Annotated in this window: 21 protein-coding genes; 14 read left to right on the forward strand and 7 right to left on the reverse strand. The window is 70.6% G+C overall.

What is annotated here, in order from left to right; genetic code table 11:
* The first annotated feature begins 793 nt into the window (after positions 1-793).
* The 3 genes from ACFZDI_RS23915 (at position 794) to ACFZDI_RS23925 (ending at position 3,711) form a co-directional block, all read left to right on the forward strand.
* Positions 794-1,195: a hypothetical protein gene (locus ACFZDI_RS23915; RefSeq protein WP_391253097.1), complete on the forward strand. Its 402-nt coding sequence runs from the start codon at positions 794-796 to the stop codon at positions 1,193-1,195.
* Between the two features lie 878 nt (positions 1,196-2,073).
* Complete coding sequence (locus ACFZDI_RS23920) at positions 2,074-3,369, forward strand: hypothetical protein (protein WP_391253099.1); 1,296 nt, start codon at positions 2,074-2,076, stop codon at positions 3,367-3,369.
* 75 nt (positions 3,370-3,444) lie between these two features.
* Positions 3,445-3,711: a hypothetical protein gene (locus ACFZDI_RS23925; RefSeq protein WP_234850757.1), complete on the forward strand. Its 267-nt coding sequence runs from the start codon at positions 3,445-3,447 to the stop codon at positions 3,709-3,711.
* Positions 3,712-3,716: 5 nt separating this feature from the next.
* Here ACFZDI_RS23925 and ACFZDI_RS23930 read toward each other — a convergent pair whose 3' ends face one another.
* On the reverse strand, positions 3,717-4,193 hold the full coding sequence (locus tag ACFZDI_RS23930; protein WP_234850756.1) for a MarR family winged helix-turn-helix transcriptional regulator: 477 nt from the start codon (positions 4,191-4,193) through the stop codon (positions 3,717-3,719).
* Positions 4,194-4,296: 103 nt separating this feature from the next.
* Between ACFZDI_RS23930 and ACFZDI_RS23935 the strand changes: the two genes are divergently transcribed.
* The 8 genes from ACFZDI_RS23935 to ACFZDI_RS23970 all read left to right on the forward strand — a co-directional run bounded on the left by ACFZDI_RS23935 (position 4,297) and on the right by ACFZDI_RS23970 (position 14,447).
* On the forward strand, positions 4,297-4,701 hold the full coding sequence (locus tag ACFZDI_RS23935) for an HGxxPAAW family protein (RefSeq protein ID WP_234850755.1): 405 nt from the start codon (positions 4,297-4,299) through the stop codon (positions 4,699-4,701).
* 242 nt (positions 4,702-4,943) lie between these two features.
* The gene (locus ACFZDI_RS23940) at positions 4,944-5,822 is read left to right on the forward strand and encodes a DUF2797 domain-containing protein (protein WP_391253102.1); all 879 of its coding nucleotides are present in this window, start codon (positions 4,944-4,946) and stop codon (positions 5,820-5,822) included.
* 104 nt (positions 5,823-5,926) lie between these two features.
* On the forward strand, positions 5,927-6,667 hold the full coding sequence (locus ACFZDI_RS23945; RefSeq protein WP_234848512.1) for a response regulator transcription factor: 741 nt from the start codon (positions 5,927-5,929) through the stop codon (positions 6,665-6,667).
* Entirely contained in the window at positions 6,664-8,271 is a 1,608-nt protein-coding gene (locus ACFZDI_RS23950; protein ID WP_391253105.1) for an ATP-binding protein, read from the forward strand. Before ACFZDI_RS23945 ends, ACFZDI_RS23950 begins: the two co-directional genes overlap by 4 nt.
* A 14-nt stretch (positions 8,272-8,285) precedes the next feature.
* On the forward strand, positions 8,286-9,752 hold the full coding sequence (locus ACFZDI_RS23955) for a glycosyltransferase (protein ID WP_391253107.1): 1,467 nt from the start codon (positions 8,286-8,288) through the stop codon (positions 9,750-9,752).
* Positions 9,749-11,932, forward strand: coding sequence for a glycosyltransferase family 39 protein (locus tag ACFZDI_RS23960; protein WP_391253109.1), 2,184 nt, complete (start codon positions 9,749-9,751; stop codon positions 11,930-11,932). Before ACFZDI_RS23955 ends, ACFZDI_RS23960 begins: the two co-directional genes overlap by 4 nt.
* Before the next feature lie 107 nt (positions 11,933-12,039).
* The gene (locus tag ACFZDI_RS23965) at positions 12,040-13,551 is read left to right on the forward strand and encodes an MFS transporter (protein ID WP_391253111.1); all 1,512 of its coding nucleotides are present in this window, start codon (positions 12,040-12,042) and stop codon (positions 13,549-13,551) included.
* Positions 13,552-13,670: 119 nt separating this feature from the next.
* A complete protein-coding gene (locus ACFZDI_RS23970; RefSeq protein WP_391253113.1) occupies positions 13,671-14,447 on the forward strand; it encodes a TetR/AcrR family transcriptional regulator C-terminal domain-containing protein in 777 nt (258 codons plus the stop codon).
* Positions 14,448-14,505: 58 nt separating this feature from the next.
* Here ACFZDI_RS23970 and ACFZDI_RS23975 read toward each other — a convergent pair whose 3' ends face one another.
* Together ACFZDI_RS23975 and ACFZDI_RS23980 are read right to left on the reverse strand one after the other, a co-directional pair.
* Positions 14,506-14,976 carry a TIGR03618 family F420-dependent PPOX class oxidoreductase gene (locus ACFZDI_RS23975; RefSeq protein ID WP_391253115.1) on the reverse strand — a complete coding sequence of 157 codons (471 nt, stop codon included), beginning with the start codon at positions 14,974-14,976 and terminating at the stop codon, positions 14,506-14,508.
* 10 nt (positions 14,977-14,986) lie between these two features.
* Positions 14,987-15,340 (reverse strand): STAS domain-containing protein, encoded by a 354-nt coding sequence (locus ACFZDI_RS23980; protein ID WP_234848519.1) that lies wholly within the window; start codon positions 15,338-15,340, stop codon positions 14,987-14,989.
* A gap of 215 nt (positions 15,341-15,555) precedes the next feature.
* On the opposite strand from ACFZDI_RS23980, the gene ACFZDI_RS23985 reads away from it, so the two are divergent.
* Together ACFZDI_RS23985 and ACFZDI_RS23990 are read left to right on the forward strand one after the other, a co-directional pair.
* Complete coding sequence (locus tag ACFZDI_RS23985; RefSeq protein ID WP_391253117.1) at positions 15,556-16,275, forward strand: ANTAR domain-containing protein; 720 nt, start codon at positions 15,556-15,558, stop codon at positions 16,273-16,275.
* A 57-nt stretch (positions 16,276-16,332) separates the two neighbouring features.
* Entirely contained in the window at positions 16,333-17,040 is a 708-nt protein-coding gene (locus ACFZDI_RS23990) for an ANTAR domain-containing protein (protein ID WP_391253119.1), read from the forward strand.
* Here ACFZDI_RS23990 and ACFZDI_RS23995 read toward each other — a convergent pair.
* The 3 genes from ACFZDI_RS23995 to ACFZDI_RS24005 all read right to left on the reverse strand — a co-directional run bounded on the left by ACFZDI_RS23995 (position 17,023) and on the right by ACFZDI_RS24005 (position 20,982).
* Positions 17,023-17,844 carry a YceI family protein gene (locus ACFZDI_RS23995; RefSeq protein ID WP_391253121.1) on the reverse strand — a complete coding sequence of 274 codons (822 nt, stop codon included), beginning with the start codon at positions 17,842-17,844 and terminating at the stop codon, positions 17,023-17,025. The genes ACFZDI_RS23990 and ACFZDI_RS23995 overlap by 18 nt on opposite strands.
* Positions 17,845-17,933: 89 nt before the next feature.
* Entirely contained in the window at positions 17,934-20,480 is a 2,547-nt protein-coding gene (locus tag ACFZDI_RS24000) for an MFS transporter (RefSeq protein WP_391253123.1), read from the reverse strand.
* Positions 20,481-20,493: 13 nt separating this feature from the next.
* A complete protein-coding gene (locus ACFZDI_RS24005; RefSeq protein WP_391253126.1) occupies positions 20,494-20,982 on the reverse strand; it encodes a MarR family transcriptional regulator in 489 nt (162 codons plus the stop codon).
* A 215-nt stretch (positions 20,983-21,197) separates the two neighbouring features.
* Between ACFZDI_RS24005 and ACFZDI_RS24010 the strand changes: the two genes are divergently transcribed.
* Positions 21,198-21,395 carry a hypothetical protein gene (locus ACFZDI_RS24010; RefSeq protein ID WP_234848525.1) on the forward strand — a complete coding sequence of 66 codons (198 nt, stop codon included), beginning with the start codon at positions 21,198-21,200 and terminating at the stop codon, positions 21,393-21,395.
* A gap of 238 nt (positions 21,396-21,633) precedes the next feature.
* Here the strand turns inward: ACFZDI_RS24010 and ACFZDI_RS24015 are convergent, their stop codons facing one another.
* On the reverse strand, positions 21,634-22,536 hold the full coding sequence (locus ACFZDI_RS24015) for an RNA polymerase sigma factor SigF (RefSeq protein ID WP_234848526.1): 903 nt from the start codon (positions 22,534-22,536) through the stop codon (positions 21,634-21,636).
* Between the last annotated feature and the right edge of the window lie 232 nt (positions 22,537-22,768).

Below are 22,768 nucleotides of genomic sequence, written 5' to 3' on the forward strand. Positions count from 1 at the left end.
CATGATCACTCGCCCCATGGCAGCTCCAGCCCAAAGCCGCTCCACCGACCTTCGGGACATGCGCAGGGACGTCGGACTTCTCAGGCTCACGGTCAACCTCAGCAACCATGCAACCAACGAGATTTCGGTCGTCAGTTTGTAGGCATCCAAGTGTTAAAGATCAAAAGGGAAAGTCCCAGGCTGCGCGCCCTTTGTGGCGCATCCATGACGTCATGCCAGATGTCATGTTCGTCTTGATACTCAGATGTTCTACGGCACTTGCTGTACCGCACATCGCCCCCGGTGCTCCCTTCCGGCCCAACCGACGCACGCCGAGGCATGCACGGTCCAACATGGGGTCATGCCATCCGAACCTCGGCTCAGCCAAAGCGAAACCATCGATGAGTTGCTCCGCGGATCCCGCAGGCTCGGCCAAGCCGTACCCATCAGGAGATCCTTTGTGCAAGTTCCACTGCGCCCCCGGAACGGCAAGAAAAGGAGCAGGCCGGGGCCCTTGGCTGACCTTGTCGCGAACCGACAAGAAAAAGCCCTCGACCTCCTTCTGCTCGTATATGCCGTAACCGTACGTGAGAGTTTCGACACCGCCCATTGGTCTACAACGTGGGCGAGGGCAATCAATGGCTCATATGACACTCAAAGCGCCTCTGCGCAGGTATCTCGCCTTTGGCGTCAGCTTGAAGAACATCAACTAATCGTTCGCAATCAGTCCGGTCGTAAAGTAAGTGTCACAAAACTTAGGGAAGATGGGGCCGGGCGACCCTACACTCGCCCAACGGGCAGCGAGACTGGCCGCTTGGGCGAAATCTACTTCAGGCTCCCCTATGATTACTGGCGCGATGGCTGGAATAATCGCCTCACCTTGCCCGCAAAGGCTCTACTTCTCATTGCCATGAGCCGACGAGACCCCAAAGAATTTACCTTGGCTGAGCACTGGACCTCCCAGTGGTATGGGATATCAGAGGCCACGGTCACCCGCGGGCGGATGAAGCTTGAGGCAGAGGGGATCATCTCCGTAGCCCGAGAAGAGCAAGTCCCAGACCTGAGGGCAATGCACGGATTCGGTAAGCGGGTCTACTGCAAGCTTGAAGCCCCCTTTGACAAGAACGTTCGAAAGAGGAATGGAGTCACAGAAGGGGAGTCGTCACAGAAGCCGAAAGATCCAATTCGCATGCGACGAGTAATCATTAGGAAGTAGCAGGCGGCGGCCCCCTGCGTCACCAGGGAGCCGCCGAATTGACAACGATCACCGGACGGGAGATCACCATCAACGCAACCGAGGATACGGCTGCCTCTGGGCCCCACGACAGCCCAAGCGCGGATCCGCCACCAAGCACCACGCGAATGTCTGGACTGGCGCCCACCATGGGAGGCGCCGTGGGAGGTAGCGTCACAGCTGGCGCCATCTCTGCAGCCACTGGGTCTCCCGATGCTTTGCTTGCCGTGATCGGCGTCCTGACGTTCCTGGTCCTGGTCGTTCTCGGCCCGGCAGTATGGTCAAGACGCCGCGAACGGAGAGAAGCAGCACTGGCCGTACTTGACCGAATCTTCGGTCCGAGGCAACACGATCCAGGCGCACCAAGCTAACGCAACGGCTTGATGCCACTGCGGCTACTGGCAGTCGGCTGCGGTACAGCAACGAAGTACAGCAACCGCAGCGACCGCACGTGTCCGTCAACCACCCTGCAGGTTGTGGCTGCGACCGCTATGACCGCCAACGACCGATCCACATTGAGCTACGGATCAGAAGGTTGCAGGTTCGAATCCTGCCGAGTGCACACAGATCAAAGGCCCCCTGGGATCAACCCAGGGGGCCTTTGGCGTCAGCCATTGACATCAACGCGTACAGGTGAAATGCCGACGACGTCATCGGAGCGTCCGGCTACAGGATGGTGTCAGCGCACGTCGGGGGAGGGAGACCCTCGCGTGACGTCCAGCGGTGCGGTGCCCCGTCGGGACAACCGGTCCACGTCCGACGGCTCCTCGGCCGTTCTCTAACTCCGCGACTGGCGACACCAGTTCGCATTACGATCACGTGGCCGCTGTTGGGCAGGACATCGCGAGGGGGACGTGGGCGTGAGGCGAACAGAGGGCCATGGAGGCAGCCGTTGGCGGGGCGGCGGCAGGGCCGTGCTGGCCGTCGCCGCGGTGCTGCTTCCGCTCGTCGCGGGGTGTGGTGGGGGCCATGAGGACGCCGACCCCGGCGCCAAGGGTGCCAAGGCGACTGCCGGGCAGCAGGGCGGGGGGAAGAACGCAGGCCAGGGGAGCGGGGCCTTCCCGGACAAGGGTGTGCTCGTCACCGCCTCGTGTACCGTGCCCGCGAGCAAGCCGGCCAGCGTGACGGTCACGGGCTGGGATCCCATCACGTGGAAACAGACCGTCTCCCGGACCTTCACCGTCCCGGCCGAGGCCGTGGTCGCGGAGGCCGATGACGTCGCCTCCCCGCTCGTGGAGCTGTGCGCGGACAACTTCCCCGGTGCCGGCACGTCCGAGGACGGGCCGCGCGCCGTCGCCGCCACCCGGTTGCGGCAACTCTTCGACAAGGACTTCTCCCGGATGGCCGTCGTCCTCATCGATCGGGAGACCGAGGCGACCGGGGTGGGCTACGTCGACACCAGCGGCAAGCTGACCAAGCTGTCCGGTGAACAGGGCGAGGACTTCGGCGACACGCCCAAGGAGGAGAACGCCGTCTTCGCCCAGGACGGCAGTGCCGTCTGGTTCACCGAGACCGACTCCTCGGATCGTGTGCGGATCGCCAGCCGTTCCGTCGCCGGAGATCACGCGGTGACCGAACAGGCGGGCGGTGACGGCGAATACATGGACGGGGCCGGCCTGGCGCTCGCGGGTGACCCGGTGCGCGGGCTCTTCGGCAAGGAAGTCCGGATCAGTCCCGACGGGCGCAAGGCGACCGCCTTCATCACCTGGCAGGGCTACAACGTGGTCGACGTGCCACAGCGCGGCGCTGCGCTGCTCAAGGCCAAGCGCGTCAAGGCAACCGCCATTCCGTTCGACGCCGACTGCTACCCCTACGGCTGGGTCGACGACCGGACGGTGCTGTGCGGCCCCCGACTCGGCAAGGCCGATGACCCGAAGCGGAACAACTCCTTCTGGACGCTCGACGCTTCCCGGCTGGACGGCACGGCGGACGCCCCGAAGGGCGCCCTGGGCGGCCCGATCATCCCGGCGACGGACCGGAAGAACACCGTGCGGGCCATCGCGCGGGAGGGCAAGCAGATGATCTTCGCCTCGCTCCAGGGCACCCGGCTCGAGTTCTTCGTCTCCGCCATCGCTCCCGGCGCAACTCCGAAGAAGATCACCGCGGGGAGCGCGGAGAGGGCGCTGAGCGTGGGGGATGTCCTGGAGTGGCGGTGACGGCCGCGCTGCCGTGGCGGGGTGTGTCGAGGAAGGGGACGCTGGAGGCAGGGTGATGTGAGGGAGAGGTGCCTCATGGCTCAGACCAGCCCGGACCACAAGTCGCGCCCGTCGTTCCTCGCCCGGCCCGGCGTGCGCCGCTTCCTGCCGTTCGTTCTGATCACCGCGGTCGCTCTGGTCTTCATCTTCGAGAACCGCTCCGACGTCGAGATCCGCCTGCTCGTGCCGATCGTGACCATGCCGCTGTGGGGAGCCCTCCTGATCGCCTGGGCGCTCGGCATGCTCGCCTGTGTCTTCACCGTGCGCCGACGGGCGAGCCGGCACTCTCGGCAGACCCGGTAGGTCCGTCAGTCGGGGCGGCAGTGTTCTTCCAGGTAGGTCGCGGCCAGGGTGCTCGCGCGGGTGAACCAGTCGTGCAGGACCGCGATCTCGTCCGGTGAGTAGTCGGCGAAGAGGTGCGTGAGGCGGGCGTAGTACGGCTCGTAGACCTCTCGGACCCGGGCGACCGCGTCGGGCAGGGCCGCGACGCGGATGCGGCGGCGGTCCTCCGGGTCGGGGCGGCGGGTGATGTAGCCGGCGCGCTCCAGGCGGTTCAGGATGCCGGTGACCGCGCCCGTGGTGACGTGGACCCGGGCCGCCAGGTCGCCTGCCGTCGGCAGGTTCTCGCCGGCCTCGATGACGTAGGCGAAGCACGTGAGGTCGGTCACACTCAGGCCCACCTGTTGGGCGATCTCATGCTGTCCGACCAGGTGAGTCGCGATGAGCTGGTCCATGGCCGACAGCGCCTGCTCCGGTGTGGCGGCCGGACGAGGCTTCGCTTGCATTCCCAGATCCCTTAGTTCGTGAGATGTTTGTGCTGTAAAAGTCTTAGCAGGTGAGGGATTCGATGGGTCGGAGTCCTCAGGCGCGGGCGCGAGGGAGTGACACGTGAGTGCACATCAGTATGACCACGGGCACACGGTCGCGGGATGGATCGGATGCGCCATCGCCTCGGTCGGGGCCGGTGTGGCGGGGCTGGGGATCGTCAGGGTCTCCGGTGTGCTGATCGCCGGCGGGCTGGCGATCGGGGTCGTGGCTCTGCTCGTCACCTGGGCCCTGCACCTCGCCGGGTGGGGCAAGGGGCCGGGGGTGCGGCCCCGGGCCGAGTGGAGCTGGCGCGTGCGGGACTCGGCGGCGCCGGGCGGGCACGAGGAGTGCCTGGGGTGCCGGCTGGCCGGGCGTGGACGCCGGGCGGCGGGTGCGGGTACGGGCGCCGTGCAGCCGGTCATGCCGGTGCAGCGTACGGGCGAGCCGGAGACCGTCGCCGCCGCGGGGACCGACTCCGGGCGGTAAGGCGGCGCCGGCCTCCGCCAGGCAGTTCGTCATCGGCCGTTCGCCATCTGTCCTCCTCCGTCGGCCACCCCCCTACCTCCGCACCTCCTACCTCCGCACCCCCTACCTCCGTGCCCTCTGCCTCCCCGTCCACCTCTGCTTCCCCGCCGCCCTGCCTCCCCGTCCACCTCTGCCTCCCCGCCCTTTCTGCTTCCCCCCGCCGGTCCGCCCGCTGTCAGTGGTCCCCCCTACCCTCGGCAGAGATGGCACAGGCATGGAGATGCTCGGGGCTGCGATGGTCGGCGGACGGTCCCGTGCTGGTGTGGGACGGCGGGCGGCGCAGCGCGCTGACCTGGGGGAAGCGGGTGGCCTTCGGGGTGGCCGAGGGCGGCGTGCGCGGCTGCGTGGGAGCCCGGGGGCACGCGTGTCCGCTGGGTGCCACCGTGCCGGGGCGCAGTACGGGGGCGCGGTGCGAGGAGTGTGCGCGGCTGGACCGTGCGCACTCGGTGGCGGCGGACACCTTCGCCGACGATCCACGGCCGTATCGCGTGTATCTGGCGTGGTTCGGACCCGGCATGGTCAAGGTGGGGATCACCGCGCGGGAGCGGGGCACCGCCCGGCTGCTCGAGCAGGGGGCCGTCTGTTTCACCTGGCTCGGCGTCGGTCCGCTCATGGCCGCGCGGCGTACGGAGGAACTGCTCAGGGCCGCCCTGCGGGTGCCCGACCGGATTCCGTACGCCGAGAAGCGGGCCGTGCGGGCCGCGCTGCCCGGGGACGCCGCCGACCGGGCCCGTGAGGTCGCCGCGCTGTACGAGCGGGCGGTCGCGCTCCCCGCGTGGCCGGAGTCGCTCGTGCGGGAGCCGCTGCGGGTCGTCGACCACGTCGGGGTGTTCGGGCTCGCCGGTGCGCCCGTCGCCGTCGGGGACGTGAGCGAGCTCGTCGCCGGGGGCGCGGTCGGCGGGGAGCTGGTCGCGGCCGCCGGACCCGATCTGCACCTGGCCACCGGAGGCGGGGTCGTGGTGCTCGACACGCGGCTGATGCCCGGATGGGGGCTCGTGCCCGCCACGGGAGACGAACTGACCGTTCCGGTGAGGCGGCACCGGGAAGCCCAAACCCCCGGCGTGCAGGACGGCTTGTTCTGACCCCTGTCGCCCCCAGGTGTCCCCTGAGAAGCACCTGTGCGTTTCTCAGGGAAAACACAGGTTGCCGAAAGCACGCTCTCAGAGGTGCCCGACATCGTGTTCCCATGACCACGACCTCGCCCCAGGGGCGCACCGAACTGCTCAGGCCGGACGGGAGCCCCGTCCGCGTGCTGGTGGTGGACGACGAGCTGTCGATCACGGAGCTGCTGTCCATGGCCCTGCGCTACGAGGGATGGCAGATCCGCAGTGCCGGTGACGGCACCGGCGCGATCCGGACCGCCCGCGACTTCCGGCCCGACGCCGTCGTTCTCGACATGATGCTGCCCGACATGGACGGGCTGGCCGTCCTCGGGCGGCTGCGCCGGGAACTGCCGGACGTGCCGGTGCTGTTCCTGACCGCCAAGGACGCCGTCGAGGACCGGATCGCGGGGCTGACGGCGGGCGGGGACGACTACGTCACCAAGCCGTTCAGCCTGGAGGAGGTCGTCGCCCGGCTGCGCGGGCTGATACGCCGCTCCGGCGCCGCCGACCGGCGCTCGGAATCCCTGCTGGTCGTCGGTGACCTCACCCTCGACGAGGACAGCCACGAGGTGACCCGGGCCGGGGACGACATCCATCTCACCGCGACCGAGTTCGAGCTGCTGCGGTTCCTGATGCGCAACCCGCGGCGCGTGCTCAGCAAGGCGCAGATCCTCGACCGCGTGTGGTCGTACGACTTCGGCGGCCAGGCCAACGTCGTCGAGCTCTACATCTCCTACCTGCGGCGGAAGATCGACGTCGGGCGGGAGCCGATGATCCACACCCGGCGTGGTGCCGGATATCTGATCAAGCCCGCGGCGTCGTGAGCGGACGGCGGCGGCTGCACACGCGGCAGCGGGCGGGCGGGCCACGAGCCGGCAGGCCGCGCACCCTGCGGACGCGGCTCGTCGTCGCGTCCGTCGTGCTGATCGCCGTGGTGTGCGCGGTGATCGGGACGGTGACGACCCTGGCGCTGCGCTCGCACCTGTACGAGCAACTGGACGCGCAGGTCGACGACTCCGGCAAGCGACTGTCGGGACCCGTGAAACCCGGCGGGAAGGGCATCGACGCGAAGGAGATCGACGCGAAGGACAGGATCACCGGTTTCATCAGCGGGCCGGCGCGGCCCAAGACCGTCGCCGCCGCGGTCGGCCCCGACGGCAACATCACCGGAGGGGCCTTCGCCGACCCCGAGGACAACGGCCCCTACCAGGGCAACACGCCCGTGGACCTCACCGGCGAGCAGAAGGCCGCCCTCGCCCGCGTGCCGACCACGGGCCTGCACACCGTCGATCTCCCCGGCCTCGGCGAGTACCGCGTGCAGTACGTCGACGGACTGGACGGCGGCACCTATTACATGGCCCTGCCCACCGAGTCCGTCACCACCACCATCAGCACCCTCGTCCTCGTCGAGGTGAGCGTCACCGGGGCCGGCCTGGTCGCCGCCGCCATCGCCGGTTCGGTCCTCATCGGCGTGGCCACCCGCCCGCTCCGCCGAGTCGCCGCCACCGCCACCCGGGTCTCCGAACTGCCCCTGCACACCGGTGAGGTGGCCCTCAACGAGCGCGTGCCCGACTCCGAGACCGACCCGCACACCGAGGTCGGACAGGTCGGAGCCGCGCTCAACCGGATGCTCGACCACGTCCACAGCGCCCTGCACGCGCGCCAGCAGAGCGAGACACGGGTCCGGCAGTTCGTGGCCGACGCCAGTCACGAGCTGCGCACCCCGCTCGCCTCCATCCGCGGATACGCCGAACTGACCAGACGCGGCAGGGAGGACGTCGGCCCCGACACCCGGCACGCCCTCGGCAGGATCGAGTCCGAGGCCGGCCGTATGACCCTCCTCGTCGAGGATCTGCTGCTGCTCGCCCGCCTCGACGCCGGACGGCCGCTGCAGTTCGAGCAGACCGACCTCGTGCCGCTCGTCGTGGACACCATCAGCGATGCCCGTGCGGCCGGCCAGGGCCACAACTGGCGGCTCGATCTGCCCGACGAACCGGCGCCGGTGTCGGCCGACGCGGCCCGGCTCCAGCAGGTCCTGGTCAACCTGCTGGGCAACGCGCGCACCCACACACCCCCCGGCACCACCGTCACCGCCCGCGTCCAGCGGCGCGGCCACTGGCTGTGCGTCGACGTCGAGGACAACGGCCCGGGCATTCCCGCCGAGTTGCTCCCGCACGTCTTCGAGCGGTTCGCCCGCGGAGACTCGGCCCGCTCCCGCGCCAACGGCTCCACCGGCCTGGGCCTCGCCATCGTGCAGGCCGTGGCGAGCGCGCACGGTGGTGCCGTGACCGTCGACAGCGCGCCCGGGCGGACCGTGTTCACCGTGCACCTGCCCGCCCCCGCGCCCCCGCCGCGGCAGGAAACGAACCGGCAGCCGCACTCACAGGCACGCCACAGCCTCACCACACGGGCACAACAGGGCGTCTGACGAGAGTCGGTCCCATGCGAACCGACTCTTCTCCCGGCACCCTGCCGGCGCGGGAGCACCTCCCGGCCGCACCAGCCGGTACGCCTGTCCTGGACGTAGTGATCCCCGTCCACAACGAGGAGAAGGACCTCCGGCCGTGCGTCCGCAGACTGCACGGGCACCTCGACAGGACGTTCCCGTACGCCTTCCGCATCACGATCGCGGACAACGCCTCCACGGACACCACCCCGCAGGTGGCGCGGCAACTGGCCGCGCAGATACCCGAGGTCACCACTCTCCGGCTGGAGCAGAAGGGGCGCGGCCGGGCTCTGCGGGCCGTCTGGTCGGCCTCGGACGCCCCGGTCCTCGCCTACATGGACGTGGACCTGTCCACCGACCTCAACGCGCTGCTCCCGCTGGTGGCGCCGCTGATTTCCGGCCACTCGGACCTCGCCATCGGCTCCCGGCTCGCCCGCAGTTCACGCGTGGTGCGCGGACCCAAGCGGGAGTTCATCAGCCGGGCCTACAACCTCATCCTGCGCGGCTCGTTGCAGGCGCGGTTCTCGGACGCCCAGTGCGGTTTCAAGGCGATCCGCCGGGACGTGGCCCAGGTGCTGCTGCCGCTCGTCGAGGACACCGGCTGGTTCTTCGACACCGAGATGCTGGTGCTCGCCGAGCGCGCGGGTCTGAGGATCCACGAGGTGCCGGTCGACTGGGTCGACGACCCCGACTCGACCGTGCACATCGTCCGCACCGCGACCGACGACCTCAAGGGCGTGTGGCGGGTCGGCAGGGCCCTGGCCACCGGCTCGCTGCCGCTGGACCGGCTCGCCCGGCCTTTCGGCGACGACCCGCGCGACCGTGACCTCGAGGACGTGCCGAAGGGACTGGCCCGCCAGCTCGTCGGGTTCTGCGTGGTCGGCGCCCTGTCCACCCTCTTCTACCTGCTGCTCTACAGCGGCTTCCGGGCCTTCACCGGCTCCCAGGTCGCCAACGCCCTCGCCCTGCTGGTCTCGGCGGTCGCCAACACCGCGGCCAACCGGCGGCTCACCTTCGGGGTGCGCGGGCGCGGCGGGGCCGTACGGCACCAGGCGCAGGGCCTGGTCGTCCTCGGCATCGGACTCGCACTGACCAGCGGCTCGCTGGCGGCGCTGAACGCGGCGGCCTCCGAACCCGCGCACTCCACCGAACTGGCCGTCCTCGTCGCGGCCAACCTCGCGGCGACCGTCCTGCGCTTCCTGCTCTTCCGGGCGTGGGTGTTCCCGGACCGGCGCCACGACGACCCGCCGCGGGCCGCCCCGTACGACGCGAAGTGTGCCGCCCAGCACGATGCGGTCGGCCCGTACGACGCGCCGCGGGCCGCCCCGTACGAAGCGCCGCGTGGCGCCCCGTACGACACCGCCCCCTTCCGCGCCGGTGAAGCCGCGGAGCCCTGGCGGGACACCACCGTGCAGTCGCTGCCGGTGCGCCCGCACGACACCGATGCGAGGGACTCGCGATGACCGTCCACTTCGACCGGCAGACCACCGGCAGAGCCACGAGCCCCGGGCACCGGACAGGGCCCCCGGAACCCGCACCGGCATCGCACGCCGGCGCTCCCCGGCTGCCCTTCCCGCAGCGGATGTGGCGCGGCCGTCCGGAGGACCCCCGGTGGGCCCGACCGGCCTTCCTCGCCCTGCTGCTGGCGACGGCCGTGCTCTACTTCTGGAACCTGAGCGCCTCCGGCTACGCCAACTCCTTCTACTCCGCGGCCGTGCAGGCCGGCAGCCAGTCCTGGAAGGCGTTCTTCTTCGGCTCGCTCGACGCTGCCAACGCCATCACCGTCGACAAGCCCCCGGCCGCCCTGTGGCCGATGGCCCTGTCCGTGCGGCTCTTCGGCCTCGGTTCCTGGGCGATCCTCGCGCCCGAGGTCCTCATGGGCGTCGGCACGGTGGCCGTCGTGTACGCGGCCGTGCGCCGCCGGTTCAGCCCCGCGGCCGGTCTGATCGCGGGCGCCGTGCTCGCGCTCACCCCCGTCGCGGCGCTGATATTCCGCTTCAACAACCCCGACGCGCTGTTGGCACTGCTGATGGCGACGGCCTGCTGGTTCGTCATCCGCGCCCTGGAGGACGGCCGGACGAAGTGGCTGCTGTGGGCCGGTGCGGTGGTCGGCTTCGCCTTCCTCGCCAAGACCCTCCAGGCCTTCCTGATCCTGCCGCCGCTCGCCCTCGTGTACGGCGTCTGCGCCCCGGTGACGGTGCGGAAGCGGATCGGACAGCTCGCCGCGGCTCTCGGCGCGATCGTCGCCTCCGGCGGCTGGTGGGTCGCGATCGTCGAACTCCGGCCCGCGTCCTCCCGCCCGTACATCGGCGGCTCGCAGAACAACAGCTTCCTGGAACTGACCTTCGGCTACAACGGCCTGGGGCGCCTCAACGGCGACGAGACCGGCAGCGTCGGAGGCGGCGGCGGAGGCGGCAACGGGGGCGGTGCCTGGGGCGAGACCGGCTGGGACCGGCTGTTCAGCTCCTCCGTCGGGGGCCAGATCTCCTGGCTGATCCCGGCTGCGCTGATCCTGCTCGTCGCGGGGCTGGTGGCCACCCGCAGGGCCGGGCGCACCTCGGTGACCCGCGCTTCCTTCCTCGTCTGGGGCGGCGCGCTGCTCATCACGGTGCTGGTCTTCAGCTACATGCAGGGCATCTTCCACGAGTACTACACGGTGGCCCTCGCGCCCTACGTCGCGCCGCTGGTCGGCATGGGCGCGGCGCTGCTGTGGGAGAGGCGCGACCGGGCGTGGGCCTCGCTGACCCTGGCCGCCGCGATGACGGCGACCGCGGCCTGGGGGTACGTCCTGCTCAACCGCTCCTCCGACTACCTGCCCTGGCTGAAGTGGCTCGTCCTGGTCGGCGGTCTGACGGCGGCCCTCGGCCTGCTCTTCGCCGGCCGGCTGGGACGCCGACTGGCGCTGGGGGCGGCCGGGCTGGGCCTCGTCGCAGCGCTGGCCGGTCCGGCGGCGTACACGCTCACCACCGTGAACGAGGGGCACACTGGCTCGATCGTCACGGCGGGCCCGGCGGTCGCGGGCGGCCGCGGCGGCCCGGGCGGTGGCGGTCCGGGCGATGGCGGCCCCGGCGGGGGCGGCTTCCCGGGCGGCGGCCAGAACCAGCAGGGCCAGAACCAGCAGGGCCAGAACCAGCAGGGGCCGGGCAACGGCTTCCCCGGCGGCGGCTTCCCGGGCGGCCAGAACCAGCAAGGCCAGGGCCGGAATCAGCAGAACGGCGACGGCATGGGCCGTACGGGCGGGATGGGCGGCGGCGGTGGCGGCGTCGGCGGGCTGCTCGGCGGCGCCGGCGTCAGCGCGGAGGCCAAGAAGCTGCTGGAGACCGACGCCGACCGGTACACGTGGGCCGCCGCGGCCATCGGCGCCCAGAACGCGGCGAGTTACCAGCTGTCCACCGGCGCCCCGGTGATGGCCGTCGGCGGCTTCAACGGCACCGACCCGTCCCCGACCCTCGCCCAGTTCCAGCAGTACGTGGCGGACGGCGAGATCCACTACTTCGTCGCCTCGGGCGGCATGCCCGGTGGCATGGGCGGCGGCAGCGACGGCACGTCGTCCCGGATCACGTCCTGGGTGGAGGCCAACTTCAAGAAGGTCACGGTCGGTTCGAGCACCTTCTACGACCTCACGCAGAAGGCGAGCAACTGACTCCTCCCCGAGGGACTCGAAGGGCGGTGGCCGAAAGTCACCGCCCTTCGCCGTCCCCACCGGAACTCCGTTGTACGCCGTATAGGGACTGTTCTACGGTGTACAGCATGACGACGTCCCCCCAGGAAAAGGCCCCCTCGGAAAAAACACCGTCGGCCCCCACGCCGGGTGGTCACCCACAGCGCTGGCTGATCCTCGGTGTCATCTGCCTCGCGCAGCTCACCGTGCTGCTCGACAACACGATCCTGAACGTGGCCATCCCCTCGCTCACCCGCGAGATGGACGCCTCGACCGCCGACGTCCAGTGGATGATGAACGCCTACTCCCTGGTGCAGTCCGGTCTGCTCCTGACCGCGGGCAACTCCGCCGACCGCTACGGCCGCAAGCTGATGCTGATGTCCGGACTCGCGATCTTCGGCGTGGGATCGCTCGCGGCGGGGCTGTCCCAGAGCCCCGGCCAACTCATCGCGGCCCGTGCGGGCATGGGCGTCGGCGGCGCGCTGCTGATGACCACGACCCTGGCCGTCGTCGTGCAGATCTTCGACGACCAGGAGCGGGTGAAGGCCATCGCGCTGTGGTCGACGGTCAGTTCGCTCGGATTCGCCGCCGGGCCGCTGATCGGCGGTGTGATGCTGAACCACTTCTGGTGGGGCGCGATCTTCCTCATCAACATCCCGGTCGCGGTGCTCGGCCTAGTCGCGGTCGCCGCGCTGGTGCCGGAGTCGAAGCACAAGGCCGGTGACCGGCCCGACCTGGTCGGCGCGGTGCTGTCGACCATCGGCATGACGGCCGTGGTGTACGCGATCATCACCGGCCCCGAGCACGGCTGGACCTCCGCGCAGGTGCTGGTCTCCGCGCTGATCGGCGTGGTCGTCCTCGGCCTCTTCGTGACGTGGGAGCTGCGCACCGAGCACCCGATGCTCGACATGCACTTCTTCCGCAACCAGAAGTTCGTGGGCGCGGTCGCGGGCGCGATCCTCGTGGCGTTCGGTATGACGGGGTCGCTGTTCCTGCTCACGCAGCACCTGCAGTTCGTCCTCGGTTACGAGCCGCTGGACGCCGGGCTGCGGACGGCGCCGCTGGCGTTGACCGTCGTCGCGCTCAACTTCACGGGCGTCGGGGCCAAGCTGGTGCTGAAGGCCGGGACGCCGGCGGCCATCGCGCTCGGCATGACCCTGGTGTCCGCGGGGCTCGCGGCGATCGCGCTGCTCGGCGGGCACGGGTACGGCGGGATGCTGCTCGGGCTGGTCGTGATGGGGGCGGGGGTGGCGCTGTCCATGCCGGCCATGGCCAACGCGATCATGGGGGCGATCCCGCCGGAGAAGGCGGGGGTGGGAGCGGGGATCAACGGAACCCTCGCCGAGTTCGGCAACGGGCTGGGTGTCGCCGTGCTCGGCGCGGTGCTCAACTCGCGCTTCGCGTCGCTGGTCGCCGTGTCGGCGGCGTCGTTGCCGGCGGCGCTGGCCTCCGCCGACTCGGCCGCGGAGAAGGCCCGGATCTCCGACGCGTTCGCCTCCGGCCTGGAGACGAGTCAGTTGGTCGGGGCGGTCGCCGTGCTGGCGGGCGGGTTGGTCGCGGCCGCGTTGCTGCGGCGGGCCGAGCGGGCAGAGTCCGCCTAGGGGGCCGCGGGGCCGGGGTGGTCGGGCGGCTGCGGACCCGTTGTGGCTGGTCGCGCAGTTCCCCGCGCCCCTGAGGGCGCCTAGCATGATCGGCAGCAAGAGGTCGAGGAAGGTGCGCCATGGCGAAAGCCGCCCGGGAGGGTCAGCCGCGGTCCAGTGTCTGGCTGGAAGGCAAGGCGCACCGGCGGCGCGGGGGCGGGCAGCCGTCGGGCCTGGACCGGGCGCGCATCACCGGGGCCACCGTGCGGCTGCTGGACGCCGATGGGCTGGCGAAGTTCTCCATGCGGCGGCTGGCCGGTGAGCTGAACGTCACCGCGATGTCCGTCTACTGGTACGTCGACACCAAGGACGATCTGCTCGAACTCGCCCTGGACGAGGTCATGGGCGGGATGCGGCTGCCCGACCCGGACGGCGGGGAGGACTGGCGGGACCAGGTGCGGGCGCTGGCCCGGGAGTACCGGACGCTGCTGGTGCGGCACCCCTGGGTGTCCGCGCTGGTCGGCGTCTTCCTCAACATCGGCCCCAACAGCCTGGCGTTCTCCCGGGTGGTCCAGCGCGTCGTGCGCAGGACGGGGCTGCCCGCGAAGCGCATGACCAGCACGATCTCGGCCGTCTTCCAGTTCGTCTACGGCTACGGCACCCTGGAGGGGCACCTCGCCTCCCGGGCCGCGGCCGGCGGGATGAGCGTGGACGAGTACTTCCAGCAGGCCCTCGACACCGTGACCGCGGCTCCGCAGGCGGCCGACGTCCTGCGGGAGTCCCGGGAGATCATGGAGGCGCGCGGCGGCGACACGGTCGCCGAGATGCTGGAGCGCGACTTCGAGTTCGCGCTGGAGCTGCTGATCGCGGGCATCGAGGCGATGGTCGCGCGCGAGCGCGGCACTCCCTCGGACTAGTCCCCGCGAGCGCGGCGCTTCCTCGGACTAGTCCCCGCGAGCGCGGCGCTTCCTCGGACTAGTCCCCTTCCACCAGGCGCGCCGGGAACCCCCCGGTCGCCACCGGACCCCACCGCTCCGGCGTGATCCGGATGATCGACTTGCCCTGCTTGAGCATGGCCGCGCGGTACTCGTCCCAGTCGGGGTGCTCACCGGCGATGTTCCGGTAGTACTCCACGAGCGGTTCGACGGAGTCGGGGGCGTCGACGACCTCCGCCGTGCCGTCGATCTGCACCCAGGGGCCGTTCCAGTCGTCGCTGAGCACGAGCAGGCTCACGCGGGGATCCCGCTTGGCGTTGCGGGTCTTGGCGCGCTCGGGGTAGGTGGAGATGACGATCCGGCCGGAGTCGTCGACGCCGCAGGTCAGCGGGGAGCCCTGCGGGGCGCCGTCGGCCCGCCGGGTCAGCAGGATCGCGTGGTGCCGGGGGCGTACGAAGTCGAGCAACTCGTCCCGGGAGACGCGGGTGTTCGTCGCGATGTTCGGTGCCATGGGCCGCAGCCTACGACGCCAGGGCCTCGGGGAGGTTGTCGTACACGGGCACGTCCCGGCGCATCCCGGTCAGCTCCAGGACCCGGCTCGTGATCCCCTCGGGCCGGGCTGCCAGACGCAGCGTCGCGCCGGGGCGCAGCCGCCGCCGTACGTCGTTGATGAGGCGGATGCCCTGGGAGTCCATGAAGGAGGTCGCGGTCAGGTCCAGCACGAGGACGTCCAGCCGCTCGCCCCGGGCCCGGGCCGCGGACAGGACGAGCGGCAGCAGCTCGGCGGCGTTGCAGTGGTCGATCTCGGCGGGCAGGGTGAGGTGGAGGCGGCCGGGAAGGTCGCGCGGTTCTGTGGGATTCGTGAAGAAGGTCACGGCTCACCTGGCAGACGTTCGTCCTGATTCCGGTAAGGCCGCTTCCTGACCCGTCGGGCCATTCCACCATGCGAGGGGTGGCTGGTGGAAGCGCCTGGGGGCGGCGTCGGCCGGACGTCACTTGGAGGCAACCGAGCAGTTAGAGTGCTGTCCGTCCTGTGCTCGCAGTCGGGAATGTGCTGCGGAGCTCTCCTGCGCACGGTCGTTGACCGTGCATGCCGAAGAGGTTCGTGGTGGCTGCGTCCGAGTTTCCTGATTTGCCCCATTTTCCGGCTGGCGTCGAGCTGGCCGAAGCGCTGACGGTGGCGTCTCAGCAGCTGCACGAAACCCTCACGCCGCACAGTGCGCTGCGCACGGCGGTCCGGCTGGCCGTGCACCTCATGCCGGGGGCCGATCACGCCGGCATCTCCGTGATCGAGCGCGGCAACAAGCTCCGCACGCTGGCCTGGACCGACGAGGTCGTGCGCTCCGCCGAGGCCCGGCACTCCGGCCGCGAACAGCACGGGCTGTGGGAGCAGTTGTGGAACAACCCCATCGCGCGGATAACGGACAGCGAGGGGGACGACGGCTGGGACGTGCTGGCGGACCTGGGGCTGCGCTCGGCGCTGTCCCTGCGGCTGCGCGCCGACCGCCGCCGGCTGACCGTGCTCACGGCGTACGCGCGCAAACCAGGCGCCTTCGACGAGGAGGCGACGCGCGTCGGCCGGCTGTTCAGCGCGCACGTCAGCATCGCCCTGGACTCCGCCACCGTGCGCGAGCAGCTCACCGAGGCCATGCACACCCGGGACCTGATCGGCCAGGCCACCGGCATCCTCATGGAACGCCAGGGCATCGACGCGGCTGCGGCCTTCGAGAGCCTGGTGCGGGCCTCCCAGCGGGAGAACGTGAAACTGCGCGACCTCGCCCGCCGGATCGTGGGCGGCAACACCCCCTGAATGAGGGGGAATCATGTCGGAGGCGTGTTCGTGTGGTGACGGGATACCCGTACGGTCATGAGCTCCGAGACGTCCGAGACGCTGGACCAGGCGATGGTGCGCAGCAGCGGTCTCGACACCCTGCTGCGGGATCTGACCGACCGGGCGGTGCGGGACGTGCCCGGCGCCGACGCGTGCAGCATCACCGTGCGCCGCGCCGGTCGGCTGCTCACCCTGGCCGGCAGTGACGGCATGCCCAGCGGCCTGGACCTGCGCCAGTACGAGAACGGCTCGGGTCCCTGTGTCGACGCGGCCGGCACCGGTGAGGAGCAGTACGCCCCGGACCTCGCCGAGGAGTCCCGCTGGCCGGCGTACCGGGAGTACGCGCTGGGCGTGGGCGTGCGCTGTGTGCTGGCGGTGCCCGTCGTCGTGGAGAGCGAGAACGACAAGGGCGCCGCGCTCAACTTCTACGGGGTGGGGGCGCATGCCCTGGACCCGGGCCGGGACGCGGCCCGTGCCTTCGCGGCCCGGGCCGGGGACGCCATCGACGTGGCGCTGCGCATCGAGCGCCGGCGCCAGTCGGCGGCCGATGTGCGCACCGCGCTGCTCTCCCGCAGCGTCATCGACCAGGCGATCGGCATCCTGATGGCCCGGGAGCGGATCGACGCGCGGATCGCGCTGGAGCGGCTGCGCCGGGCCTCGCAGGACCGGAACGTCAAACTCCGGGATCTGTGCGGCCAGTTGGTGGCGCGGGTGTCCGCGCCGGACTCACGCCGTCGGAAGTGACTCGCCCCGCACGGCCTGGATGTCCAGCTCCACCTTCAGCGTGGTGCCGATGGCGGCGATGCCGGCCTGCAGCACCTGGTTGTAGTTCATCGCGAAGTCCTGGCGGTGCAGTTCGGTCGTCGCGCGGAACGCCGCCCGGGTCCCGCCCCACGGGTCCGGACCCGTGCCGAGGTAGGCCAGGTCCAGGTCCACGGGCCGTACGACCCCGTGCATGCCCAGCTCGCCGTGGACGGTCCACCGGTCGGAGCCGGTCGCCGTCAGCCCCGTCGACCGGAAGGTGATCTCCGGGAACCGCTCGACGTCCAGGAAGTCCGGCGACTTCAGGTGCCCGTCGCGCATACCGTTGCCGGTGTCGATCGAGGCGGCCAGGATCACCGCCTCCACCCGCGACTTGGTGACGTCGTCCGGGGCGATCTCGATCGCCCCGGAGAACTCCGTGAACCGGCCGTGCACGCTGGAGATGCCCAGGTGCCGGGCCACGGCGGCCACGCTGGAGTGCACCGGGTCGACGGTCCACGGTCCGGGCGGCGGCAGCTCGGTGCCGCCCTGCCGGGCCAGCGTCACCGTGCCGACCTCGGCCCGCCCCCTCGCGGTGACGATGACGCTGGAGGCCGCGGGCGCGTAGCCCACAGCCGTGACGATGACGGTGTACGCCCCCGCCTCCATCGGCGTCGCGTCCCGCACGGCGCCCTCCGCGTCGGCCTCGGCCCGCAGTACCTGCGCGCCGGTCATGTCCGCCACCGTGACGACCGCGTGCGACACGGCCCATCCGTCGCGGGTACGGATCCTCGCCGTCAGTCCCATCTCTGCTGCTCCTCAGAAGGAAACCGGCCCGTGACAGGGGGCGCACCTCCGCTCAGAGCGCGCCCACCTGTCACGGGCCGGGGTCATGGCTACTCGCCGGGGTGGGCGAGTTCGATGTCGTGGGCGTCGGTGCCGGCACCCGTGACCGTCAGGGCGGTGGCCACCGGCGGGTAGCCCGTGGCGATCACGGTGTACTCACCGCCGTCCAGGTCGGTGAAGGCGTACGCCCCGTCCGTCCCGGTCGTGGCCGAGCCGACGACGTTGCCCGCCTGGTCGACCAGCGTCACCCGGGCGTCGGCCAGCGGGCCGTGCGGGGCGCGGACGACACCCTGGACACGGGCGCCCGCGTCCAGGTCGATCTCGACCCGGGTGACCCCGGTGCCGCCCACCTCGACGGGCAGGGCGCGCGGCCGGTACCCGGCGGCGTTCACCGCGACGGTCACCGGCCCCGGCACCAGCTCGGCGAAGGAGAACTCGCCCTGCTCACCCGTGGTGCCGTTGGCCAGCAGGTCCCCGCGCACATCCGTCAGGATGACCATGGCGTCCCTGACCGGCTGCCCGCCCTCGGCGGAACGCACCAGGCCGGTCAGCCCGCTGGTGCCGCTGAGCAGAAGGTCGTAGTCGACCGGCTCGCCGTTCACCACGACCGTGGAGGCCTGCGGCTGGAAGCCGTCGGCGGAGGCGATCAGGACGTACGAGCCGGCGCCGGGGGCGTCCACCGCGTACGAGCCGTCGGCCTGCGCCACGGACCGGCCCAACTGGCGCCCGGCCAGCGAGATCAGCGTGACGGCGGCCTGCGGCACGGGCGCGGACTCGTTCCCCCGGACGAAACCGCGGACGGGGACGCCGGGGACACCACCGGAGGTCTCCTGCGGACGCTCCGCCGTGGCGACGGCGGCGAGCCGCTGCGTGCCCTCGGGTCCGGTGCCGTCGGCGGCCTCGGTGTCGGCCACGGCCCAGCTCGGCGCGGCCTTCTGCGCGGCGGGCGTCTCGACGGCGACCGCCTCGGCGGGAGCCACGGCAGAGGTCTCGGGCTCGGCGGCCTGCGCCAGTCCGCCCTTCGTCTTCAACGGGACTTCCTTGATGAACAGCGACACCAGCAGGGCGAGCAGCGCCATCGGGGCCGAGTAGAGGAAGACGTCCGCGACACCGTGGCCGTAGGCGCTCTCCACGATGGTGCGGATCGGCGCGGGCATCGCGTCGAGGTCGGGGATGCCGCCACCGCCGGTACCGGCGTGACCGAGGGCCGCGCCCTTGGCGCCGAGGTCGGCCAGGCCGTCCTTGACGTAGTCGGTGATCTTGTTGCCCAGGACAGCGCCGAGCGCCGAGACGCCCACGGCACCGCCCAGGGACCGGAAGAAGGTCACCGTGGAGCTGGCGGCGCCCAGGTCGCCCGGCTCCACCTGGTTCTGCGTGCAGAGCACCAGGTTCTGCATCATCATGCCGATGCCGAGGCCCATCAGCGCCATGAAGATCGCTATGTGCCAGTACTCGGTGTCGTACCGGATTGTGCCCAGCAGCCCGAGCCCGGCCGTCACCAGCACACCGCCGGCCAGCAGCCAGCCCTTCCAGCGGCCGGTCCGGGTGATGATCTGCCCGGAGAGGGTGGAGGAGACGAAGAGACCCGCGATCATCGGGATCGTCATGACGCCGGACATCGTCGGGGACTTGTCCCGCGCCAGCTGGAAGTACTGGCTGAAGAAGACGGTGCCGGAGAACATCGCGACGCCGACGAACAGGGAGGCCACGGAGGCCAGCGTGATGGTGCGGTTGCGGAACAGCCGCAGCGGGATGATCGGCTCGCTGGCCTTCGCCTCGACGAGGACGAACAGCGCCAGCAGCACCACGGACCCGCCGACCATCGCGTAGGTCTGCCAGGAGATCCAGTCGTACTTGTCACCGGCGAAGGTCACCCAGATGAGCAGCAGGCAGACGGCAGCGGTGATGAAGAAGGCGCCGGCCCAGTCGACCTTGACCTTCCGCTTGACGACGGGCAGGTGCAGGGTCTTCTGCAGCACGATCAGGGCGATCACGGCGAAGGGCACGCCGACGTAGAAGCACCAGCGCCAGCCGAGCCAGTCGGTGTCGGTGATGACACCGCCGACCAGCGGACCGCCGACCATGGCGGTGGCGAAGACGGCACCGAGGTAGCCGTTGTAACGCCCGCGCTCACGCGGCGAGATCATCGCCGCCATGATGATCTGGGCCAGCGCGGACAGACCGCCCATGCCGATGCCCTGGACGGCGCGGAACGTGATGAGCATGCCCGGGTTCTGCGACATGCCGGCCGCCGCCGACCCCAGCACGAACACGATCAGTGCGAGCTGGATCAGCAGCTTCTTGGAGAACAGGTCCGCGAGCTTGCCCCACAGCGGGGTGGTGGCGGTCATCGTCAGCAGGGACGCGGTCACGACCCAGGTGTAGGCGCTCTGGCCGCCACCGAGGTCGCCGATGATCCGGGGCAGGGCGTTGGAGACGATCGTCGACGACAGGATCGCGACGAACATGCCGAGCAGCAGGCCGGTGAGGGCCTCCATGATCTGGCGGTGTGTCATCGGAGCGTCGCCGGAGGAGCCGTGGGAGCCTCCCCCGTGCTTGGCATGAGCCCGCACACCGGCTGGTGTGGTCGTTGCCATGGGCTTCCTTTTCTTACGTGCTTGCGGGTGTACGGGTGGTCTGGTCGAAAGCGGCGGGCGCGGCCCGGGTCCCGGGCCGGCAGTCGAAGCTCTGCCGCAGCCGCGCCATGAGGTCCGTGAGCCGGCCGACCTCCTCGTCGGTCCAGTCGCTCAGGCGCTCGGCGAGGACTTCGGTGGTCCGCCGGGACAGCTCGTCGAGCTGTGCGTGGCCCGCGGGCGTGAGGCGCAGGATGCGTGAGCGTTTGTCCGCCGGGTCGGGGGAGCGTTCGATCCAGCCCCGGTCCACGACGTGCGCGACGTGGCGGCTGGTGACCGACATGTCCACCGCCAGGAGTTCGGCGAGCTTGCTCATGCGCATGTCGCCGTGGCGGCCCAGCAGCGTCAGAACGGCTGCCGACCCGCCGGGGCACTCGGCGGGCATGATCCGGCCGAGCTCCCGCTTTACGGCACCGAAGGCGCTGAACTGGCGGACCAGCTCTTCGTACTGCGCCTTTTCGGCCATGACACCTCCCGCTTTCGTTGCTTAGGGCAACCATATGAGCTGTTAGTTGCCGCAGGCAAATAAAAGCGGGCGGTGCGGCATAAAAACTTGGCAAAGGCAAGTATTGCGGGAGTAAACGTGCTGGTGGCGAGCTCGGCGGTAGGGGTCACTCGGTCCCAACCGGAACCCCAACCCCCACTTGGGGAGCCCCGCCGTTTTCGCTAGGGTCTCGGGCCATGGCTAACAACCAGGCCCCGCAGGGCAATCACGACCCCGCCGGCAGCACCCAGATGTTCCGCGCGTTCGTCGACGAGGCCCCGCAGGGCCGTCAGGCGGCGGCATCCACCAACAGCGGCCCGCGCATCGGCGTCATCCTCGGCGTGGTCGTCGCCGTGGCGATCGTCGCGGCGGTGGCGTGGCTGGCGCTGTCGTAAGACGTACTGCAGGTCAGCCGGGGTGGGCCCGCCACCCGGCGGAGCGGGATACCGCTGCGCCCGCAGCGGTTGGCGCGTCAACGCCGGTCCGTCGGTAAGGGGGTCCATCGCGCCGTTCCGAGGACGGACACCCCCGACGCGGTCCCGACCCCCCACCCGGCGCACGGCGCAAGCACGCCCAGCCACAGGCAAACGGCGCGGCCCGACGGGCCGCGCCCCAGCCCTGCGTCAGGACCGCTCAGTCCGAGATCAGCCCTTCCCGCAACTGCGCCAGCGTCCGCGTCAGCAGCCGGGAGACGTGCATCTGCGAGATGCCGACCTCCTCGCCGATCTGCGACTGCGTCATGTTCGCGAAGAACCGCAGCATGATGATCCGCCGCTCCCGCGGCGGCAGCTTCGCCAGCAGCGGCTTCAGGGACTCCCGGTACTCCACACCCTCCAGCGCGGTGTCCTCGTACCCCAGCCGGTCCGCCAGCGACCCCTCGCCACCGTCGTCCTCCGGCGCCGGCGAGTCCAGCGAGGACGCCGTGTACGCGTTCCCCACCGCCAGCCCGTCGACGACGTCCTCCTCGGACACCCCGAGCACGGCGGCCAGTTCGGTGACCGTAGGCGACCGGTCCAGCTTCTGTGACAGCTCGTCACTCGCCTTGGTCAGCGCCAGCCGCAGCTCCTGCAGCCGCCGCGGCACCCGCACCGACCACGACGTGTCCCGGAAGAACCGCTTGATCTCCCCGACCACCGTCGGCATCGCGAACGTCGGGAACTCCACGCCCCGTTCGCAGTCGAACCGGTCGATCGCCTTGATCAGCCCGATCGTGCCGACCTGGACGATGTCCTCCATCGGCTCGTTCCGCGACCGGAACCGCGCGGCGGCGTACCGCACCAGCGGCAGGTTCAGCTCGATCAGCGTGTCACGGACGTACGCACGCTCGGGGCTGTCCTCGCCGAGCGCGGCCAGCCGCAGGAACAGGGAGCGGGACAGGGTGCGGGTGTCGATGGCGCCCGCAGCCGGAAGGACCGGAACGGGCTCGGCCGCGAGGGCCGGCACGTCATCGATGGAGCCGAGTGAGTCGAGAGCATGGGGAGCTGTCTCGCTCTCCGCGAGCGTGAGCACCTTCGAGCTGCCCTGTTCTGCGGACATGCCACCCCCTTTGGGTCGCGGGACGGTCGCGGCGAACGCCCCCGCTTGAGGAACGCAGCCTTCACCTGAATACCGGCGCCGAAGCTCCGGCAAACGCGCTTCCCGCAGAATGTCACATGTCGGCAACACGCTGTAGTGACATGTCGACATCTGAGACGCGAATACGCCCTGCAAACAAGGGGTCTGACGGCTTTTCGGCTCTCAACTGTCGGCAACCGCCCTGATGAGCGAT

This window comes from Streptomyces sp. NPDC007907 (assembly GCF_042959365.1).
Taxonomy (GTDB): Bacteria; Actinomycetota; Actinomycetes; order Streptomycetales; family Streptomycetaceae; genus Streptomyces; species Streptomyces indiaensis.

What these genes read in the sequence shown, in the direction of transcription:
- ACFZDI_RS23965 (WP_391253111.1), top strand. Translation starts at nt 12,040, where the DNA reads ATGACGACGTCCCCCCAGGAAAAGGCCCCCTCGGAAAAAACACCGTCG.
- ACFZDI_RS24005 (WP_391253126.1), bottom strand. Translation starts at nt 20,982, where the DNA reads ATGGCCGAAAAGGCGCAGTACGAAGAGCTGGTCCGCCAGTTCAGCGCC.
- ACFZDI_RS23990 (WP_391253119.1), top strand. Translation starts at nt 16,333, where the DNA reads ATGAGCTCCGAGACGTCCGAGACGCTGGACCAGGCGATGGTGCGCAGC.
- ACFZDI_RS24015 (WP_234848526.1), bottom strand. Translation starts at nt 22,536, where the DNA reads ATGTCCGCAGAACAGGGCAGCTCGAAGGTGCTCACGCTCGCGGAGAGC.
- ACFZDI_RS23975 (WP_391253115.1), bottom strand. Translation starts at nt 14,976, where the DNA reads ATGGCACCGAACATCGCGACGAACACCCGCGTCTCCCGGGACGAGTTG.
- ACFZDI_RS23960 (WP_391253109.1), top strand. Translation starts at nt 9,749, where the DNA reads ATGACCGTCCACTTCGACCGGCAGACCACCGGCAGAGCCACGAGCCCC.
- ACFZDI_RS23940 (WP_391253102.1), top strand. Translation starts at nt 4,944, where the DNA reads ATGGCACAGGCATGGAGATGCTCGGGGCTGCGATGGTCGGCGGACGGT.
- ACFZDI_RS23970 (WP_391253113.1), top strand. Translation starts at nt 13,671, where the DNA reads ATGGCGAAAGCCGCCCGGGAGGGTCAGCCGCGGTCCAGTGTCTGGCTG.
- ACFZDI_RS24000 (WP_391253123.1), bottom strand. Translation starts at nt 20,480, where the DNA reads ATGGCAACGACCACACCAGCCGGTGTGCGGGCTCATGCCAAGCACGGG.
- ACFZDI_RS23995 (WP_391253121.1), bottom strand. Translation starts at nt 17,844, where the DNA reads ATGGGACTGACGGCGAGGATCCGTACCCGCGACGGATGGGCCGTGTCG.
- ACFZDI_RS23955 (WP_391253107.1), top strand. Translation starts at nt 8,286, where the DNA reads ATGCGAACCGACTCTTCTCCCGGCACCCTGCCGGCGCGGGAGCACCTC.
- ACFZDI_RS23925 (WP_234850757.1), top strand. Translation starts at nt 3,445, where the DNA reads ATGGCTCAGACCAGCCCGGACCACAAGTCGCGCCCGTCGTTCCTCGCC.
- ACFZDI_RS24010 (WP_234848525.1), top strand. Translation starts at nt 21,198, where the DNA reads ATGGCTAACAACCAGGCCCCGCAGGGCAATCACGACCCCGCCGGCAGC.
- ACFZDI_RS23985 (WP_391253117.1), top strand. Translation starts at nt 15,556, where the DNA reads ATGCCGAAGAGGTTCGTGGTGGCTGCGTCCGAGTTTCCTGATTTGCCC.
- ACFZDI_RS23945 (WP_234848512.1), top strand. Translation starts at nt 5,927, where the DNA reads ATGACCACGACCTCGCCCCAGGGGCGCACCGAACTGCTCAGGCCGGAC.
- ACFZDI_RS23930 (WP_234850756.1), bottom strand. Translation starts at nt 4,193, where the DNA reads ATGCAAGCGAAGCCTCGTCCGGCCGCCACACCGGAGCAGGCGCTGTCG.